Origin of the sequence: Pseudomonas sp. SMV7 (assembly GCF_052041995.1) — a bacterium.
GTDB lineage: Bacteria > Pseudomonadota > Gammaproteobacteria > Pseudomonadales > Pseudomonadaceae > Aquipseudomonas.
The window spans coordinates 60409-79314 of record NZ_JBKGGT010000008.1 but is presented as its reverse complement, the minus strand read 5'-3'; the positions used below and the strand labels follow the sequence as shown (position 1 = coordinate 79314).

The 18906-nt window shown below is 64.3% G+C and carries 20 protein-coding genes; 17 read left to right on the top strand and 3 right to left on the bottom strand.

Annotated elements, in window-relative coordinates:
* Positions 1 to 138: 138 nt before the first annotated feature.
* The gene (locus ACLEJP_RS12235; RefSeq protein ID WP_440806714.1) at positions 139 to 669 is read left to right on the top strand and encodes an RNA polymerase factor sigma-70; all 531 of its coding nucleotides are present in this window, start codon (positions 139 to 141) and stop codon (positions 667 to 669) included.
* 132 nt (positions 670 to 801) lie between these two features.
* On the opposite strand, the gene ACLEJP_RS12230 is transcribed toward ACLEJP_RS12235, so the two are convergent.
* Together ACLEJP_RS12230 and ACLEJP_RS12225 are read right to left on the bottom strand one after the other, a co-directional pair.
* Complete coding sequence (locus ACLEJP_RS12230) at positions 802 to 1815, bottom strand: GNAT family N-acetyltransferase (RefSeq protein WP_440806713.1); 1014 nt, start codon at positions 1813 to 1815, stop codon at positions 802 to 804.
* Between the two features lie 64 nt (positions 1816 to 1879).
* Entirely contained in the window at positions 1880 to 2680 is an 801-nt protein-coding gene (locus tag ACLEJP_RS12225) for a substrate-binding periplasmic protein (RefSeq protein WP_440806879.1), read from the bottom strand.
* A gap of 171 nt (positions 2681 to 2851) precedes the next feature.
* On the opposite strand from ACLEJP_RS12225, the gene ACLEJP_RS12220 reads away from it, so the two are divergent.
* On the top strand, positions 2852 to 3403 hold the full coding sequence (locus ACLEJP_RS12220; protein ID WP_289135862.1) for an exonuclease domain-containing protein: 552 nt from the start codon (positions 2852 to 2854) through the stop codon (positions 3401 to 3403).
* A 72-nt stretch (positions 3404 to 3475) separates the two neighbouring features.
* A complete protein-coding gene (locus ACLEJP_RS12215; protein ID WP_289135860.1) occupies positions 3476 to 3760 on the top strand; it encodes a pyrimidine/purine nucleoside phosphorylase in 285 nt (94 codons plus the stop codon).
* A 113-nt stretch (positions 3761 to 3873) separates the two neighbouring features.
* On the opposite strand, the gene ACLEJP_RS12210 is transcribed toward ACLEJP_RS12215, so the two are convergent.
* Positions 3874 to 4566: an alpha/beta family hydrolase gene (locus ACLEJP_RS12210; protein ID WP_440806708.1), complete on the bottom strand. Its 693-nt coding sequence runs from the start codon at positions 4564 to 4566 to the stop codon at positions 3874 to 3876.
* 50 nt (positions 4567 to 4616) lie between these two features.
* Between ACLEJP_RS12210 and ccoN (ACLEJP_RS12205) the strand changes: the two genes are divergently transcribed.
* The 14 genes from ccoN (ACLEJP_RS12205) to hemN all read left to right on the top strand — a co-directional run bounded on the left by ccoN (ACLEJP_RS12205) (position 4617) and on the right by hemN (position 18725).
* On the top strand, positions 4617 to 6041 hold the full coding sequence (ccoN, locus tag ACLEJP_RS12205) for a cytochrome-c oxidase, cbb3-type subunit I (protein WP_296234573.1): 1425 nt from the start codon (positions 4617 to 4619) through the stop codon (positions 6039 to 6041).
* 13 nt (positions 6042 to 6054) lie between these two features.
* Entirely contained in the window at positions 6055 to 6663 is a 609-nt protein-coding gene (gene ccoO / locus ACLEJP_RS12200) for a cytochrome-c oxidase, cbb3-type subunit II (RefSeq protein WP_440806705.1), read from the top strand.
* Between the two features lie 5 nt (positions 6664 to 6668).
* Positions 6669 to 6860, top strand: a complete 192-nt coding sequence (locus tag ACLEJP_RS12195) for a cbb3-type cytochrome oxidase subunit 3 (protein WP_225778595.1) — start codon at positions 6669 to 6671, stop codon at positions 6858 to 6860.
* Positions 6857 to 7798: a cytochrome-c oxidase, cbb3-type subunit III gene (gene ccoP / locus ACLEJP_RS12190; RefSeq protein ID WP_440806702.1), complete on the top strand. Its 942-nt coding sequence runs from the start codon at positions 6857 to 6859 to the stop codon at positions 7796 to 7798. Before ACLEJP_RS12195 ends, ccoP (ACLEJP_RS12190) begins: the two co-directional genes overlap by 4 nt.
* Before the next feature lie 443 nt (positions 7799 to 8241).
* A complete protein-coding gene (gene ccoN / locus ACLEJP_RS12185; RefSeq protein WP_170030923.1) occupies positions 8242 to 9684 on the top strand; it encodes a cytochrome-c oxidase, cbb3-type subunit I in 1443 nt (480 codons plus the stop codon).
* Entirely contained in the window at positions 9684 to 10292 is a 609-nt protein-coding gene (gene ccoO / locus ACLEJP_RS12180) for a cytochrome-c oxidase, cbb3-type subunit II (protein WP_289135854.1), read from the top strand. The genes ccoN (ACLEJP_RS12185) and ccoO (ACLEJP_RS12180) overlap by 1 nt, the downstream gene beginning before the upstream one ends.
* 5 nt (positions 10293 to 10297) lie before the next feature.
* The gene (locus ACLEJP_RS12175) at positions 10298 to 10489 is read left to right on the top strand and encodes a cbb3-type cytochrome oxidase subunit 3 (RefSeq protein ID WP_170030944.1); all 192 of its coding nucleotides are present in this window, start codon (positions 10298 to 10300) and stop codon (positions 10487 to 10489) included.
* Entirely contained in the window at positions 10486 to 11463 is a 978-nt protein-coding gene (gene ccoP / locus ACLEJP_RS12170; protein ID WP_440806698.1) for a cytochrome-c oxidase, cbb3-type subunit III, read from the top strand. Before ACLEJP_RS12175 ends, ccoP (ACLEJP_RS12170) begins: the two co-directional genes overlap by 4 nt.
* A gap of 320 nt (positions 11464 to 11783) precedes the next feature.
* The gene (ccoG, locus tag ACLEJP_RS12165) at positions 11784 to 13199 is read left to right on the top strand and encodes a cytochrome c oxidase accessory protein CcoG (RefSeq protein ID WP_440806696.1); all 1416 of its coding nucleotides are present in this window, start codon (positions 11784 to 11786) and stop codon (positions 13197 to 13199) included.
* Positions 13200 to 13214: 15 nt separating this feature from the next.
* Positions 13215 to 13742, top strand: coding sequence for a FixH family protein (locus ACLEJP_RS12160; protein WP_440806694.1), 528 nt, complete (start codon positions 13215 to 13217; stop codon positions 13740 to 13742).
* Positions 13743 to 13878: 136 nt separating this feature from the next.
* Positions 13879 to 16353, top strand: coding sequence for a heavy metal translocating P-type ATPase (locus ACLEJP_RS12155; protein WP_440806692.1), 2475 nt, complete (start codon positions 13879 to 13881; stop codon positions 16351 to 16353).
* The gene (gene ccoS, locus ACLEJP_RS12150) at positions 16332 to 16547 is read left to right on the top strand and encodes a cbb3-type cytochrome oxidase assembly protein CcoS (RefSeq protein ID WP_440806689.1); all 216 of its coding nucleotides are present in this window, start codon (positions 16332 to 16334) and stop codon (positions 16545 to 16547) included. The genes ACLEJP_RS12155 and ccoS overlap by 22 nt, the downstream gene beginning before the upstream one ends.
* Positions 16540 to 17223 (top strand): sulfite exporter TauE/SafE family protein, encoded by a 684-nt coding sequence (locus ACLEJP_RS12145; RefSeq protein WP_440806687.1) that lies wholly within the window; start codon positions 16540 to 16542, stop codon positions 17221 to 17223. Before ccoS ends, ACLEJP_RS12145 begins: the two co-directional genes overlap by 8 nt.
* 119 nt (positions 17224 to 17342) lie before the next feature.
* Complete coding sequence (gene hemN / locus ACLEJP_RS12140; protein ID WP_440806685.1) at positions 17343 to 18725, top strand: oxygen-independent coproporphyrinogen III oxidase; 1383 nt, start codon at positions 17343 to 17345, stop codon at positions 18723 to 18725.
* Positions 18726 to 18906: the final 181 nt, after the last annotated feature.

The window sequence follows — 18906 nt, the reverse complement described above, 5'->3', positions numbered from 1 at the left end:
CTCCCGAAACCACAACCCTGTCGTAATAATTACATTTCTCATTTGACAATCATTATCACTATGAATAGGTTGTCGCACGTCGTAGGAAACTTCCCACATCAGGAAGCGTCCTTTCCCCTCTGTGACAAGGTGATTTCCATGGCGGAACAACTATCCACAAGTAAGTGCGATTCACCATTACTGCAGGCTTTCGTCGACAACCGCAGCATCCTGGTCAAGATTGCCGCACGCATTACCGGCTGCCGCTCGCGCGCCGAAGATGTGGTGCAGGATGCCTTCTTCAGGCTCAGCGCCGCCCCGCAGATCACCTCGTCGTTCAAGGCGCAGTTGAGCTACCTGTTCCAGATCGTGCGCAACCTGGCCATCGACCACTACCGCAAGCAGGCGATGGAGCTGAAGTACTCCGGCAGCGAGGAGGAAGGCCTGAATGTGGTGATGCAGAATGCCTCGCCCGAGGCCACCCACATCAACCTGGCCGCGCTGGATGACATTGCCGAGGCGTTGAACCAGCTGCCGCAACGCACCCGCTATGCGTTCGAGATGTACCGCCTGCATGGCGTGCCGCAGAAGGACATTGCCAAGGAACTGGGAGTGTCGCCGACGCTGGTCAACTTCATGATCCGCGATGCACTGGTGCACTGCCGCAAGATGGCCGGTCGCCAGGCCTGAACCCTCAAGGCTGCCGAGGGCATGTGGGAGGGGGCTCACCCGCGAACACCGGCGTAGCCGGGGCCAGGCGACCGCGTCGCGCGCTTCGCGGGAAAACCGCAGCTACCGGGCCGCACCGTCCTCCCCCGGCCCTCAGACCAGTTCACAGCGATCGAAAAACCGCTCCCGGCCGAGAATCATCAATGCCGCCCGTTTGTGCGGGAAGTCGAACTCCTTGTCGCAGTGGAAGCATTGATCGTGCAGGTAGCCGATCATCTTGCCATTGTCGGCGCGCGGCTCGGCCACCACCCGCTGGGTACGCGGGTCGTCGAGAAACAGGTAATGCACCAGCGCCGATAGCCAGCTGGCCACCTTGTGCGGCCCGCGATGGTGCTGCTCGCCCACCAGCATGTGGATACCCCGGTCGTAGTCATCGGCCGGGTAGAACGGTGCGATGCGGTCCTCCTTGGCCCAGTAGGCCTCGAAGTAGGCAAACGGCTCATCATCGAAGCAGCCGATCAGCGGCAGGGTATGCGGGTCGGCCTGGAGCTTGCCGAGGTACTCGCGGTGCTGCGCCAGGGTGCCAGCCTCCTGCCAGAACGCTTCCACCCGCGGGTTGTTCTGCCAGCGGTTGAAGCGCTCCAGGTCTGTCTCGATCTCCAGCGTGCGCAGCGACACCCAGCTACCCAGGCGCGCATCGAAACGCCGGTACACTTCGCCGCGCGGCTTGGGTGCGCGGCGCGGGTGACGCTTGCCGTTGCTGAGCTGCATCTGCTGTGGATAGGCCGAATGGCCCGACTCGCCCAGCCAGGGCTGTGGCAACTGCCAGAACAGCGCCCGCTCGCACAGGTACTGGCCTGGTTGCTCAGCGTTCAGCAGCAGGCCACTGAGCAACGCCTGCGCCGGCACCTCCGGCAAGTGCCAGACCAGACGCTGGCAAGCGCTGTCGCGGGACAACAACCAGTAGCAGGCGGCCCACAAGGCCTGGCAGGGGCGCTCGGGGCACAGGCGCTCGAGGTGGAGGTGCAAGCTGGCACCCGCCTCCAGGCGCAACTGGATCAACGGGCGGCCTTCGAGGGACAGGCTCAGCCAGTGGTCGCCCTCCTCGGCACTGAGGCTGCGCCAGCGCGGCGCTGACAGGGGCTGCGAAGCAACATCGAACGGCATGGGCTTGGCTCACGGCAATGAAGAAAAAGGCTCACTGCTGAAAACGTTGCCGCCTGGCAGGAATTTAGTTTCGTGTCGGCACCACCGCAATGCGGTAGGGCTCGAAGATGCGCGCCAGCGCGCCGCTGTCGCGCAGGCCGCGCAGCAGCGCCGCGAATGCTTGTTCATCGATCGGCGCACCCGGGCGCAGCAAGGCGTAGTGGTGGTAAAGCTGATCAATGCGCTGCGAGGGCACCAGTTGCTCGCGGCTGGCCGGGTTGCGCGCGAGGAAATCACTGAAGTAGGAACGCGTGACCAGGGCGATGTCTGCACGCCCGGCTTGCACCATGAGCAGGTTGCTGTCGTGGGAATAGGTCAGGGTCGCGTTGTAGGTCTTGCGCAGGTACTCCGGGTCCGAATTGAAGCCGGCGAACGCATAGTGATAGCCATTGAACAGTGCCAGGCGCTTGCCGCTCAGGTTGTCGAAGTAATGCGGATCACGGCCGTTGACCTGACGGGCGACGAATACCTCGGCATCTTCCAGGCCCATGTCCACCGTCTGATGGGCAATCTGCTGCCAGCCCCATTCCGGGTTCTCGAAAATGGCCATGTCGGTGCGGCCTTGCTGGAAATCCCCAAAACGCCGCTGGATGGAAGTGGGCACCAGGATGAAACGGTACTGTTGCTGCGCACGGTTCAGCGCATCGACCAGCTGCGGCAGCAGGCCCGTGTCGGCACCCTTTTCGGGGCGCACCGTATAGGGCGGGAAGTGTGCCGCGCCGACCTTGACCTCAATGGCGTCAACCGCCCAGGCAGGCGCCACCAGCCAGGACAGGGCCAGCAACAACAGGGTAGACAAGGCCTTGCGGCCTGACGTTGGAATCAAGACGGACACTCATACGGTTCATGCCTGGGTGCGCTTAAGCTAGGCGTTTTCCCGGTCGGACACAACTGCCGGTTGCGCTGCCCTTGTGCCAAACCCGGGGGGCAGATTGCCAGTGGTGCCGGATGCCCACAGATTGGCTACGCTCTAGCAGGATCTGCAAGGGAGCCTGGTATGGGCCAGTGGTTGGTGATCGACCTGGAAGCCACCACCGACAAGGGTGGGTGGCCGGTCACAGAGATGGAAGTCATTGAAATTGGCGCAAGCCTGGTTACCCGCGAAGGCCGCGAAGTCGACCACTTCCAGTGCTTCGTCAAGCCCCGGCGTCGGCCGCAGCTGACCCCGTTCTGCCGCGAACTGACCCACATCAGCCAGGCCGAGGTAGACAGTGCGGCCCCCTTCCACGAGGTGTGGGCAAGCTTCGAGCGTTGGCTCGGGCACCACCGTGGGCAGCTTCAGGCCTGGGTCAGCTGGGGTGACTACGACCGCCAGCAGTTGCATCAGGAATGGCAGTTGCACGGGCTGGACAGCCTGCTGCGGACCCTGCCGCACATCAACCTCAAGCAGCGCTTCGCCAAGGCCCGCCACCTGCAGCGCCCAACCGGCCTGAACGGTGCCCTGCAACTGGCCGGCATGCACTTTTGCGGGCAGCAACACCGGGCTCTGGAAGATGCACGCAATACTGCACGGCTGCTGCCCTTGACCCTGCCTGCCAACGGCACCTGAAAGCAGATGACGGGGCCTGAGGGCTTGGGCATACTGGCCAGCCCTTTTCCATCCCCTTTTCAGGAGTCGCCCATGTTCAAGGTCAACGAGTACTTCAACGGCACCGTCAAGTCGATCGCTTTTGCCGGCGAAGAAGGCCCGGCCACTGTCGGTGTGATGGCCCCGGGCGAATACGAGTTCGGTACTGCCAAGCGCGAGATCATGCACGTGGTGTCGGGTGCCCTGATCGTGAAGCTGCCAGGCAGCGACAACTGGGAAACCTTCAAGGCCGGCGACAAATTCAACGTGCCGGCCGACAGCAAGTTCCAGCTGCAGGTGAAGGTGGATACCGCCTACCTTTGCGAGTACCGCGACTAAGCGGTAGCCTGACCCGGCCTCTTCGCGGGCTTGCCCGCTCCCACAGGTTCGCTACAAGCTTGCGGGCCTGTGCAGTACCTGTGGGAGCGGGCAAGCCCGCGAAGAATCCAGCACTAATCCTTCAGGAATGCTGCAACCTTCTCAGCCGCCGCCTGCAAATGCTGCTCATGGCTGAACCCCGAGGCCTTCAGCGGCTTCAGGTCATGGTCCCCCGCCACCAACCAGCTCACCTCGATCGCCGGCGACAACGCATACCCTGCCACCGCCTCACGGTTACCCAGCGCATCCCGCTCGCCCTGCATGATCAACGTCGGCGTCTGCAAATCGGCCAAATGCTCGACCCGTGGCTTTTCCGCTTTGCCCACCGCGTAGAACGGATACCCCAGGCACACCAGTGCATCCGCTTCCAGTTCATCGGCCACCAGGCTGGCCATGCGCCCGCCCATGGACTTGCCACCCACCGCCAGCTTGCCCGTGACCAAAGGTCGCACCTGCCGGTACACCTCGCGCCAGCATTCGAGCAACACCTTCTGCGGGTTCGGCGGCCGCTTGCCACCCCCTAGCCTGCGCTCGGCCATGTACGGGAACTCGAAGCGCACCACCGCGACCCCAAGCGCCGCCAGCCTTTGCGCCATTTCATTCATGAACCCGCTGTCCATTGGCGCCCCCGCGCCATGGGCCAGGATCAGGCAGCCCTTGTAACCGCCACGGCCCTGTAGCTGCGGCGGATCGCAGCGCAAGCCTGGGACATTTGCGACCTTCGCCCATTGATCCCCGTCAATACCGGCACTTTGCCCATTAATCATGCTTGCCTCGCTGTAAAGCCTGCCAAATAACCGTGGATGGGAACCCATACATGAACACAACCAGCAGTACCGCCTATAACTACAAGGTGGTCCGCCAATTCGCCATCATGACGGTGGTGTGGGGAATCGTCGGGATGGGGCTCGGCGTCTTCATCGCCGCCCAGCTCGCCTGGCCTTCCCTCAACTTCGACCTGCCCTGGACCAGCTTCGGCCGCCTGCGCCCCCTGCATACCAATGCGGTGATCTTCGCTTTCGGCGGCTGCGCGCTGTTCGCCACCTCCTATTATTCGGTGCAACGCACCTGCCAGACCACCCTGTTCGCACCGGGCCTGGCCGCGTTCACCTTCTGGGGCTGGCAACTGGTGATTCTGCTGGCGGCCATCAGCCTGCCGCTGGGCTACACCACTTCCAAGGAATACGCCGAACTGGAATGGCCGATCGACATCCTGATCACCATCGTCTGGGTGAGCTACGCCATCGTGTTCTTCGGCACGCTGATGAAGCGCACCACCAAGCACATCTACGTCGGTAACTGGTTCTTCGGCGGCTTCATCCTGACCGTGGCGATGCTGCACGTGGTCAACAACCTCGAGCTGCCGGTCAGCCTGACCAAATCCTACTCGGTCTACGCCGGTGCCACCGACGCCATGGTGCAATGGTGGTATGGCCACAACGCGGTGGGCTTCTTCCTCACTGCCGGCTTCCTCGGCATGATGTACTACTACGTGCCCAAGCAGGCCGAACGCCCGGTGTACTCCTATCGCCTGTCGATCGTGCACTTCTGGGCGCTGATCACCCTGTACATCTGGGCCGGCCCGCACCACCTGCACTACACCGCCCTGCCCGACTGGGCGCAGTCGCTGGGCATGGTGATGTCGCTGATCCTGCTGGCACCGAGCTGGGGCGGCATGATCAACGGCATGATGACCCTCTCCGGCGCCTGGCACAAACTGCGCAGCGACCCGATCCTGCGCTTCCTGGTGGTGTCGCTGGCGTTCTACGGCATGTCCACCTTCGAAGGCCCGATGATGGCCATCAAGACGGTCAACGCCCTGTCCCACTACACCGACTGGACCATCGGCCATGTACACGCCGGCGCCCTCGGCTGGGTGGCGATGATCTCGATCGGTGCCCTGTACCACACCATCCCGAAAGTGTTCGGCAAGGAGCGCATGCACAGCATCGGCCTGATCAACGCGCACTTCTGGCTGGCCACCATCGGCACCGTGCTGTACATCGCCTCGATGTGGGTCAACGGTATCGCCCAGGGCCTGATGTGGCGCGCGGTCAACAGCGACGGCACGCTCACCTACTCGTTCGTGGAAACCCTGGTGGCCAGCCACCCAGGCTTCATCGTGCGCTTCGTCGGCGGTGCGATCTTCCTCAGCGGCATGTTCCTGATGGCCTGGAACACCTGGCGCACCGTGCGTTCGCCGGCGCTCGATGTCGCCCCTGCGAACGCCCAGCTGGCTTGAGGAGACCTGCCTGATGAAACATGAAGTCATCGAGAAAAACGTCGGCCTGCTGGCCCTGCTGATGGTGTTCGCCGTCAGTATCGGCGGCCTGACCCAGATCGTCCCGCTGTTCTTCCAGGACGTCACCAACAAACCGGTGGAAGGCATGAAACCCTACACCGCGCTGCAACTGGAAGGCCGCGACATCTACATCCGCGAAGGCTGCGTGGGCTGCCACTCGCAGATGATCCGCCCGTTCCGCGCCGAAACCGAGCGCTACGGCCACTACTCGGTGGCCGGTGAAAGCGTCTGGGACCACCCGTTCCTGTGGGGCTCCAAGCGTACCGGGCCGGACCTGGCCCGGGTCGGCGGCCGCTACTCGGACGACTGGCACCGCGCCCACCTGTACAACCCGCGCAACGTGGTGCCGGAGTCGAAGATGCCGGCGTATCCGTGGCTGGTGGCGCAGCCGGTCGACAACAGCCACACCGACACCAAGATGCGCACCCTGCGCACCCTCGGCGTGCCGTATAGCGACGAGGACATCGCCGCGGCCCGCGACGCGGTCAAGGGCAAGACCGAGATGGACGCCCTGGTCGCCTACCTGCAGGTGCTCGGCACCGCGATCAAGAACAAGAGGTGAGCGCGATGGAACTGGACATCGGCATGATCCGCGGCCTGGGCACCCTGGTGGTGATGATCGCCTTCATCGGCCTCACCCTGTGGGTATTCAACCGCCGCCGCGACCGTGATTTCGCCGAAGCGCGGCTACTGCCCTTCGTCGACGACCGCCTGCCCGCTGCCGGGCAGGAACCTGCTGTAAGGAGCAATGGGCAATGACCACCTTCTGGAGTACCTACATCAGCGTACTGACCATCGGCAGCCTGATCGGCCTGGCCTGGCTGCTGCTCGGCACCCGCAAGGGGCAGAGCAACAGCACCACCGACCAGACCATGGGCCACAGCTTCGACGGCATCGAGGAGTACGACAACCCGCTGCCCAAGTGGTGGTTCTGGCTGTTCGTCGGCACCCTGGTATTCGGCGCCGGCTATCTGGTGCTGTACCCAGGCCTGGGCAACTGGAAAGGCGTCCTGCCCGGCTACGAAAATGGCTGGACGGGTGCCAACGAGTGGCAGAAGGAGATGGAAAAGGCCGACGCCAGGTTCGGCCCGATCTTCGCCAAGTACGCAGCCATGCCGGTAGAGGAAGTCGCCAAGGACCCTCAAGCGCTGAAAATGGGCAGCCGCCTGTTCGCTTCCAACTGCTCGGTGTGCCATGGCTCGGATGCCAAGGGCGCCTATGGTTTCCCCAACCTCACCGACCAGTACTGGCGCTGGGGTGGCGACGCGGAAACCATCAAGGCTTCGATCATGAACGGCCGCCACGGCGTGATGCCGGCCTGGGCCGAGGTGATCGGCGAACAGGGCGTGGCGGATGTGGCTGCGTTCGTGCTGGGCGATCTCGGTCAGCGCAGCCTGCCGGAAGGGACCAAGGCCGATGCGGCCAAGGGCAAGGCCATCTTCGCCGCCAACTGCGTGGCTTGCCACGGCCCTGAAGGCAAGGGCACACCGGCCATGGGTGCGCCAGACCTGACCCACCCGCAAGCATTCATCTACGGGTCGAGCTTTGCCCAGTTGCAGCAGACCATTCGTTATGGTCGCCAGGGTCAGATGCCGGCGCAGGCCGAGATCCAGGGCAACGACAAGGTGCACCTGTTGGCGGCCTATGTCTATAGCCTGTCGCAGGATGCTGCTGGCGAAGCCGTGACGGCCAAGTGAGTCTGCCGGGAGAAATCCGGCGTCTGTGAGATCGAGCGCCGCGCAGGCGGCGCTCGATATCTGCCTCCCCACAAAATCAAACCAATCTCCGCTCCCTGGCCCATCCCCGCCCTCCCCCTCCCCCTCCCTTGCACCCCCTCCGAACAGAACTAAGCTTGTTGCCTCAGTGGGCTTCGCTGCGAAAGCACCGAAGCAGACGCGGCGCACGGCCTGTCGCCGCCCCGATAAAAGCCTGACCGATCGATCAGAAAAATATGAAAAACGGTACACATTACAAATATTTATTTGTGTACAATCGATCAGGCCCGATTACTGCGGGACATCAGTTGACGGGCTCGGGCACGGGTCGGCGTACCAAAGTTGCGTTGCGGTAACCACGGTGGTTATCAATACTGGCGCCGATTTTCGACCAACAAGAACATCAAAACCGTGGAACCTTAGCAATGAGCACAGCAATCAGTCCGACTGCTTATAACTACAAGGTCGTCCGCCAGTTCGCCATCATGACGGTGGTCTGGGGGATCCTTGGCATGGGCCTCGGCGTCTTCATCGCCTCGCAGCTGGTGTGGCCGCAACTGAACCTGGACCTGCCCTGGACCAGCTTCGGTCGCCTGCGCCCGCTGCATACCAACCTGGTGATCTTCGCCTTCGGGGGCTGTGCGCTGTTCGGCACCAGCTACTACGTGGTGCAACGCACCTGCCAGACCCGGCTGATCTCCGACAGCATGGCCGCCTTCACCTTCTGGGGTTGGCAGGCGGTGATCGTCGGTGCACTGATCACCCTGCCGATGGGCTACACCACCACCAAGGAATACGCCGAACTCGAATGGCCACTGGCAATCCTGCTGGCCATCGTCTGGGTCACCTACGGGCTGGTGTTCTTCGGCACCATCGTCAAGCGCAAGACCAAGCACATCTATGTCGGCAACTGGTTCTACGGCGCCTTCATCGTGGTCACCGCGATGCTGCACATCGTCAACCACATCTCGCTGCCGGTGAGCCTGTTCAAGTCGTACTCGGCCTACTCCGGGGCCACCGATGCGATGATCCAGTGGTGGTACGGCCACAACGCAGTGGGCTTCTTCCTCACCACCGGCTTCCTCGGCATGATGTACTACTTCGTGCCCAAGCAGGCCGAGCGGCCGATCTACTCGTATCGCCTGTCGATCGTGCACTTCTGGGCGCTGATCACCCTGTACATCTGGGCCGGCCCGCACCACCTGCACTACACCGCCCTGCCCGACTGGGCGCAGTCGCTGGGCATGGTCATGTCGATCATCCTGCTGGCGCCGAGCTGGGGTGGCATGATCAACGGCATGATGACCCTCTCCGGTGCCTGGCACAAACTGCGCACCGACCCGATCCTGCGCTTCCTGGTGGTGTCGCTGGCGTTCTACGGCATGTCCACCTTCGAAGGCCCGATGATGGCCATCAAGACCGTGAACTCGCTGTCGCACTACACCGACTGGACCATCGGCCACGTGCACGCCGGCGCCCTCGGCTGGGTGGCGATGATCTCGATCGGTGCCGTCTACCACATGATCCCGCGCCTGTATGGCCGCGAGCAGATGCACAGCGTCGGCCTGATCAACGCGCACTTCTGGCTGGCAACCATCGGTACCGTGCTGTACATCGCCTCGATGTGGGTCAACGGCATTACCCAGGGCCTGATGTGGCGCGCCATCAACGATGACGGCACCCTCACCTACTCCTTCGTCGAAGCCCTGCAGGCCAGCCACCCTGGCTATATCGTCCGCGCCCTGGGCGGTGCGTTCTTCGCCAGCGGCATGCTGCTGATGGCCTACAACGTGCTGCGTACCGTCCGTGCCGCCAACCCGGCACAGGCAGAGGAAGCCGCCAAGATCGTCGTCGTGGGAGCGCACTGATGAAGCATGAAGCCGTCGAGAAGAACATAGGCCTGCTGGCCTTCTTCATGGTCATCGCCGTGAGCGTCGGTGGCCTGACCCAGATCGTCCCGCTGTTTTTCCAGGACGTCACCAACAAACCCGTCGAAGGCATGAAGCCGCGCACCGCGCTGGAGCTTGAAGGCCGCGACATCTACATCCGCGAAGGCTGCGTGGGCTGCCACTCGCAGATGATCCGCCCGTTCCGCGCCGAAACCGAGCGCTACGGCCACTACTCGGTGGCCGGTGAAAGCGTCTGGGACCACCCGTTCCTGTGGGGTTCCAAGCGTACCGGGCCGGACCTGGCCCGGGTCGGTGGCCGCTACTCGGATGACTGGCACCGCGCGCACCTGTACAACCCGCGCAACGTGGTACCGGAATCGAAGATGCCGTCCTACCCGTGGCTGGTCGAGCACAAGCTCGACGGCAAGGACACCGCGAAGAAGATGGAAGTGCTGCGCACCCTCGGCGTGCCGTACAGCGACGCCGACATCGCCGGGGCCCGCGACGCGGTCAAGGGCAAGACCGAAATGGACGCCCTCGTCGCGTACCTGCAGGGTCTTGGCACCATCATCAAGAGCAAACGGTGACGCTGATGGATATCGGGATGATTCGCGGCCTGGGCACCGTCGTGGTGATGGTGGCGTTCGTGGGCCTGGCGCTGTGGGTGTTCAGCCCGCGGCGGAAAAAGGACTTCGACGAAGCGACCCAACTGCCCTTCGCGGATGACCCCGAGGCCAGCCGGCACGTCGAGCAAGCAAAAGCTTCTGGGAGCAAACAACAATGACAACCTTCTGGAGTCTGTACGTTACCGTCCTGACCCTGGGCACCATCTTCTCGTTGACCTGGCTGCTGCTGTCGACCCGCAAGGGCCAGCGCGAAGAGGTTACCGATGAAACCGTCGGGCATGCGTTCGATGGCATCGAGGAATACGACAACCCGCTGCCGAAATGGTGGTTCTGGCTGTTCGTCGGCACCATCGTCTTCGCCCTCGGCTACCTGGTGCTGTACCCCGGCCTGGGTAACTGGAAAGGCGTGCTGCCGGGCTACTCGTACCTGGACAACGACAAGCAGACCGAGTTTTCCAACGGCCAGCCAGGCTGGACGGGGGTGCACGAATGGGAAAAGGAAATGGCCAAGGCCGACGCCCGCTTCGGGCCGATCTTCGCCAAGTTCGCCGCCATGCCCATCGAGGAAGTGGCCAAGGACCCGCAAGCGCTGAAAATGGGCGCGCGGCTGTTCGCCTCCAACTGCTCGGTATGCCACGGCTCCGACGCCAAGGGTGCCTTCGGCTTCCCCAACCTGACCGACAACGACTGGCGCTGGGGCGGCGAGCCGGACACCATCAAGACCACCATCATGGGCGGCCGCCACGGCGTGATGCCGGCCTGGGCCGAGGTGATCGGCGACCAGGGCGTGGCTGACGTGGCGGCGTTCGTGGTCAGCAAGCTGGATGGCCGCAGCCTGCCGGAAGGCGCGAAGGCCGATGTCGAGAACGGGCAGAAGATCTTCGCCGCCAACTGTGTGGCCTGCCACGGGCCGGAAGGCAAAGGCACCCCTGCCATGGGCGCGCCGAACCTGACTCACCCGCAGGCGTTCATCTACGGCTCGAGCTTCGCTCAGTTGCAGCAGACCATTCGCTATGGCCGCCAGGGGCAGATGCCGGCCCAGCAGCAGCTGCAGGGCAATGACAAGGTGCACTTGCTGGCTGCGTATGTGTACAGCCTGTCGCAGCAGGCGGAGCCGGCCAAGGCCGAGTAAGCAGGCCCGGCCTCTTCGCGGGCGCGCCCGCTCCCACAGGGACTACACCCACCTCAAGACTGGTGAGGAACCTGTGGGAGCGGGCAAGCCCGCGAAGAGGCAGGCAAAGGCACAGCATTTCTCGCAGGAAAATGACCTGGATCAATTGACACCCGCCATAACACGATTCACGTCACGAACCCAACGCGACTAAAGGTCGCAGTGCGACCCCATACTGCCATCAGCGGCGTATCATGGGCCGCAGAGCGCTAGCAGATTGCGCCAGACTGCGGCCGGCACGCACTGGCCGCGGCGTTTCTCCACTGCCGTGGGACTTGATGATGAGCAAGCAGATTCCGGTACATGATGTCACCCCGCCTGCCAGCAAGGGCAAGGACTCCGTCGACCTCTACGCCTCCCGCGAGAAGATCTACACCCGTGCCTTCACCGGCCTGTTCCGGCGCCTGCGCATGGTCGGCGGTGCCGTGCTGTTCCTGCTCTACTTCGGTACCGTCTGGCTGAACTGGGGCGGCCACCAGGCCGTGTGGTGGAACCTGCCCGAGCGCAAGTTCTACATCTTCGGTGCCACCATCTGGCCGCAGGACTTCATCCTGCTCTCGGGCATCCTCATCGTCGCCGCCTTCGGCCTGTTCTTCATCACCGTGTTCGCCGGCCGCGTGTGGTGCGGCTACACCTGCCCGCAAAGCGTGTGGACCTGGATTTTCATGTGGTGCGAAAAAGTCACCGAGGGCGACCGCAACCAGCGCATGAAGCTGGACAAGGCGCCCATGAGCGGCAACAAGTTCCTGCGCAAGTTCGCCAAGCACAGCCTGTGGCTGCTGATCGGTTTCGTCACCGGCATGACCTTCGTCGGTTATTTCTCGCCGATCCGCGAACTGGTCATCGAATTCTTCACTGGCCAGGCCGACGGCTGGGCCTACTTCTGGGTCGGCTTCTTCACCCTCGCCACCTATGGCAATGCCGGCTGGCTGCGTGAACAGGTGTGCGTGTACATGTGCCCCTATGCGCGCTTCCAGAGCGTGATGTTCGACAAGGACACGCTGATCGTGTCCTACGACCCGCGCCGTGGCGAAACCCGTGGCCCGCGCAAGAAGGACCTCGACTACAAGGCCCACGGCCTGGGCGACTGCATCGACTGCACCATGTGCGTACAGGTCTGCCCCACCGGCATCGACATCCGTGACGGCCTGCAGATCGAGTGCATCGGCTGCGCCGCCTGCATCGATGCCTGCGACAACATCATGGACAAGATGAACTACCCGCGCGGGCTGATCAGCTACACCACCGAACACAACCTGTCCGGGCAGAAGACCCACCTGCTGCGCCCACGCCTGATCGGCTACGCGTTGGTACTGGTGGTGATGATCGTCGGCCTGGCCACCGCCTTCGCTACCCGTTCGCTGGTCGGTTTCGATGTCAGCAAGGACCGCGTGCTGTACCGCGAGAACGCCCAAGGCCGGATCGAGAACGTGTACAGCCTGAAGGTGATGAACAAGGACCAGCGCGACCATGTGTACGTGCTGGACGCCGCCGGCCTGCCGGACCTCAGGCTCGAGGGCCAGCGCGAGATCCGCGTGGCGGCCGGTGATATCGTCAGCCTGCCGGTGCAACTGTCGGTCGCCCCCGAGAAACTGCCCTCGACCACCAACGAAGTTACCTTCATCCTCAAGAGCGCCGATGACAGCGACGCCCAGGTTGAAGCCAAGAGCCGCTTCATCGGCCCACAGATCCGCTGAGAGAGATAACCGACAATGCCTGCCACCGCCGCCAGCCCCTGGTACAAGCACCTCTGGCCCTGGATCATCATCGGCATCCTGGCCACCTCGGTGTGCCTGAGCCTGAGCATGGTCAGCATCGCCGTACGCAACCCGGACAACCTGGTCAACGACAACTACTACGAAGCCGGCAAGGGCATCAACCGCTCGCTGGACCGTGAACTGCTGGCGCAAAAGCTGGGCCTGAAGGCCAGTGTGCACCTCGACGAGCTGACCGGCGAAGTGGAGGTGCGCCTGAGCGGCAACAGCGACCCGCAGGGCCTGGAACTGAACCTGATTTCGCCGACCCAGCCGGAGAAGGACCGCAAGGTACTGCTGAGCCGCGCCGAAAGCGGGCGCTATGTGGGGCAGCTGGAAGACAAGGTCGACGGGCGCCGCTTCGTCGAGCTGCTGGGTAGCGAAGGTGGCCAGGTGTGGCGCTTGTTCGAGGAAGAGAAGGTCGAGCATGGTGTGACCTTGCAACTGGGTGATGAAGCTTTGCAAGGTGCCGAGCACCAGCAGTAGCGACACCGCAACTCCCTGTGGGAGCGGGCATGCCCGCGAATGCGACAGCTCAGGCAAAGGTGTTTTCAGGCCTGACGCTTTCGCGGGCATGCCCGCTCCCACAGGGTTTCCTATGTGCCTGAGCAGTGCTTGCCTTATGACCCAACCCACCCCCTGCTACCACTGCGCCCTGCCCGTACCCGCCGGCAGCCGCTTCAGCGCCGTGGTGCTGGGCGAACCCCGGCAGTTCTGTTGCCCCGGCTGCCAGGCAGTGGCCGAATCGATCGTCGCCGGTGGCCTGGAGCACTATTACCAGCACCGCAGCGATACCAGCGCCAACCCCGAGGCCTTGCCCAGGCAACTGCAGGACGAACTGGCCCTGTACGATCGCAACGACGTGCAGCAGCGCTTCGTCCGCCACCAGGACGGGCTGGCCGAAGCCACCCTGCTGGTCGAAGGCATCAGCTGCGCTGCCTGCGGCTGGCTGATCGAGAAGCACCTGCGCAACCTGCCCGGCGTCGCCGAGGCACGCCTGAACCTGTCCAACCACCGGCTGCTGCTGAACTGGGACGACAGGCAACAGCCGCTGTCGCGCCTGCTCGCCGAGCTGCGCCAGATCGGCTATGCCGCCCACCCCTACCAGCCCGACCAGGCCGCCGAGCAGCTGGCGCGCGAAAACCGCAGTGCCCTGCGCCGCCTGGGCGTGGCCGGGCTGCTGTGGTTCCAGGCAATGATGGCAACCATGGCCACCTGGCCGGAATTCAACATCGACCTGTCGCCCGAGCTGCACACCATCCTCAGGTGGGTGGCGCTGTTTCTCACCATCCCCATCGTCTTCTACAGCTGCGCGCCGTTGTTCAAGGGCGCCGCGCGGGACTTGCGTACCCGTCACCTGACCATGGACGTTTCGGTGTCGCTGGCCATTGGCCTGGCCTTCGCCGCCGGCATCTGGACCGCCATCACCGGCAGTGGCGAGCTGTATTTCGACACCGTGGGCATGTTCGCCCTGTTCCTGCTCACCGGTCGCTACCTGGAGCGCCGTGCCCGCGAACGCACGGCCGCGGCCACTGCACAACTGGTCAACCTGCTGCCCGCCTCATGCCTGCGCCTGGATGCCCACGGCCACACCGAGCGCATCCTGCTCAGCGAGCTGCAGCGCGGCGACCGGGTGCAGGTGCTGCCAGGCGCGGTGATTCCTGCCGACGGCTGCATTGTCGATGGCCGCTCCAGCATCGATGAATCGCTGCTCACCGGCGAATACCTGCCGCAACCCCGCCGGGCCGGCGAACGCGTCACCGGCGGCACGCTGAATGTCGAAAGCACCCTGAATGTGCAAGTCGAAGCGCTGGGCGCCGATTCGCGGCTATCCGCCATCGTTCGCCTGCTGGAGCGAGCCCAGACCGAGAAACCGCGCCTGGCCGAAATCGCCGACCGCGCCTCGCAGTGGTTCCTGCTGTGCTCGTTGCTGGCCGCCCTGGCCATCGGCCTGTGGTGGTGGCACCTGGACCCGACGCGGGCGTTCTGGATCGTGCTGGCCATGCTGGTAGCGACCTGCCCTTGCGCACTGTCCCTGGCCACGCCGACGGCCCTGACCGCCGCCACCGGCACCTTGCACAAGCTTGGCCTGCTGGTTACCCGTGGCCATGTGCTGGAAGGCCTTAACCAGATCGACACGGTGGTGTTCGACAAGACCGGCACATTGACCGAAGGCCGCCTGACCTTGCGCAGCATCCGCCCGCTCGGCAACCTGCCGGCCGACCGCTGCCTGGCCCTGGCCGCAGCCCTGGAAAACCGCTCGGAACACCCCATCGCGCGTGCCTTCGGCCGCAGCGCCAGCCCTGCCGACGATGTACAGAGCGTGCCGGGCCTGGGCCTGGAAGGCCAGGTGGCAGGCCAGCTGCTGCGCATTGGCCAAGCCACCTTCGTCTGCGCCCTGAGCGGCGCTGCGCCCCCCGCGGTGCCGGAACCGCGCGGCCAGTGGCTGCTGCTGGGCGACCGCCACGGGCCGCTGGCCTGGTTCGGCCTGGACGACCGCCTGCGCGACGACGCGCCTGCCCTGCTGGCCGCTTGCAAGGCCCGCGGCTGGCGCACGCTGCTGCTGTCCGGTGACAGCTCGCCGATGGTTGCCGAGGTGGCCGCCCAGCTGGGCATCGACCAGGCCATCGGCGGCCTGCGCCCGGACGACAAACTGGACCGGCTGAAGGCGCTGCAGGCGGCCGGGCGCAAGGTGCTGATGCTGGGCGACGGGGTCAACGACGTACCGGTGCTGGCCGCTGCCGACATCAGCATTGCCATGGGCAGCGCCACCGACCTGGCCAAGACCAGCGCCGATGCCGTGCTGCTGTCCAACCGCCTGGCGGCGCTGGTACAGGCGTTCGAGCTGGCCCGCCGCACCCGCCGCAACATCCTCCAGAACCTGTTGTGGGCGACGCTGTATAATGGCCTGGTGTTGCCGTTCGCCGCGCTCGGCTGGATCACCCCGGTATGGGCGGCCATCGGCATGTCGATCAGTTCGCTGGTGGTGGTGCTGAATGCCATGCGCCTGACCCGCGCGCCGCTGGCACCGGGCCTGCCTACCAATGAAGCGTCCTTGCCTGGGAGAAAGCCATCATGCCCGCCCTCTATGTCATGATCCCCGCGGCACTGCTGCTGGTCGGCGTGGCCGTGTACATCTTCTTCTGGGCAGTGGACAGCGGCCAGTACGACGACCTGGAAAGCCCGGCCCACAGCATCCTGTTCGACGACCAGGACCCGCGCCACCAGGCAGCGGTGACGCCTGACGACAGCCAGGCCGCCCGCGCCAAGGAACCACCACCCCGTGCCTGACCTGCTTCCCCTGCTCGGCTCGGCACTGATCCTCGGCCTGCTGGGTGGCGGCCACTGCCTGGGCATGTGTGGCGGCCTGATGGGCGCGCTGACCCTGGCCATCCCCCCGGAGCAACGCGGCCGGCGCCTGCGCCTGCTGCTGGCGTACAACCTTGGCCGGGTGCTCAGTTATGGCTGTGCCGGCCTGCTGCTGGGCCTGGCCGGCTGGGCCGTGGCCAGCAGCCCTGCGGCCCTGGCGTTGCGGGTGCTGGCGGCGCTGTTGTTGATCGTCATGGGGCTGTACCTGGCTGGCTGGTGGAGCGGGCTGACCCGCATCGAGGCGCTGGGCCGGGGGTTGTGGCGGCATATCCAGCCCATAGCATCGCGCTTGCTACCGGTGTCCAGCTTACCGCGCGCGCTGCTGCTCGGGGCACTATGGGGGTGGCTGCCGTGCGGGCTGGTGTACAGCACCCTGCTGTGGGCTGCCAGCCAGGGCAATGCCGGGTACAGCGCAGCGTTGATGCTGGCATTCGGGGTGGGGACCTGGCCGGTGCTGCTGGCGACCGGGCTGGCGGCAGAACGGGTAAACACTTTGTTGAAACGACGCAGTGTGCGTGTAGCTGGCGGAGTGCTGGTGATGTTGTTTGGCATCTGGACCCTGCCTGGGCCGCACCAGCATTGGCTGATGGGGCATTGAAGGGGGCCGCTTTGCGGCCTCGGCATTCACCGCCAATTCCCCTTGATACAAATCAACACAGATTCCTACAGACAACCCTAGACTCCGGTGCATTGCTGCTCTTTCCGGGGACCGCCCACATGCTCGACGACCTACGTTGGGATACCGACCTGATCCGCCGCTACGACCTGGCCGGACCACGCTACACCTCTTACCCGACCGCCGTGCAACTGCACAGCGAAGTGGGCTCGTTCGACCTGCTCCACGCCCTGCGCGAGAGCCGTCGGGCCGTGCGCCCGCTGTCGCTGTACGTGCACGTGCCGTTCTGTGCAAACATTTGTTACTACTGCGCCTGTAACAAAGTCATCACCAAGGACCGTGCCCGTGCCGCGCCGTATCTGCAGCGCCTGGAACAGGAAATCCAGCTGATCGCCTGCCACCTCGACTCCAGACAACGGGTCGAACAGCTGCATTTCGGCGGTGGCACCCCGACCTTCCTCAGCCATGTGGAACTGCGCCAGCTGATGGCCACCCTGCGCCAGCATTTCCACCTGCTGGACGACGACTCCGGCGACTACGGCATCGAGATCGACCCCCGCGAGGCTGACTGGTCGACCATGGGCCTGCTGCGCGAACTCGGCTTCAACCGCGTCAGCCTTGGCGTGCAGGACCTCGACCCGGCCGTGCAGCGCGCAGTCAACCGCCTGCAGAGCCTGGAACAGACCCGCACCCTGATCGAGGCTGCACGTACCCTGCAGTTCCGCTCGGTCAACCTCGACCTGATCTACGGCCTGCCCAAGCAGACCCCGGAAGGCTTCGCCCGCACCGTCGAAGAAGTGATCCGCCTGCAACCCGACCGCCTGTCGGTATTCAACTACGCCCACCTGCCCGAGCGCTTCATGCCGCAACGGCGCATCGACCACAATGACCTGCCCAGCGCGGCCGCCAAGCTGGAGATGCTGCACAGCACCATCGACCAGCTGACCGCAGCCGGCTATCGCTATATCGGCATGGACCATTTCGCCCTGCCCGATGACGAACTGGCCATTGCCCAGGAAGAAGGCACCCTGCAGCGCAACTTCCAGGGCTATACCACCCACGGGCACTGCGACCTGATCGGCCTGGGCGTGTCGGCGATCAGCCAGATCGGTGACCTGTACTGCCAGAACAGCAGCGACCTCAACACCTACCAGGACAGCCTTTCCAACGCCCAGCTGGCAACCCAGCGCGGCCTGATCTGCAACCACGACGACCGCTTGCGCCGGGCAGTGATCCAGCAGCTGATCTGCCATTTCGAGCTGGACTTCGAGCCGATCGAACAAGCCTTCACCCTCGATTTTCGCGGCTACTTCAACGACCTCTGGCCTGAACTGCTGACCTTGCAGCGCGACGGCCTGATCCGCCTGGACGACAAGGGCATACGCATCCTGCCGGCCGGCCGCCTGCTGGCGCGCTCGGTGTGCATGGTGTTCGACGCCTACCTGGGCCTGCACAATCGCCAGCGCTTTTCCCGGGTCATCTGAACCGAGTCGTTCAACCGCATGGACAAGTTTCCTTGCCAGGCACACCATGGGCACAGCGCAGGCCCCGGCATAGCCGCCAGGGCCTGGCCGGCGCGCTGTACGACAGCGTACGCTGGCCTACACCCTACGCCGTGAGTTACCCTTACGTCTTATGTGTGCTTTCCCACAAGGATCGAAAGAT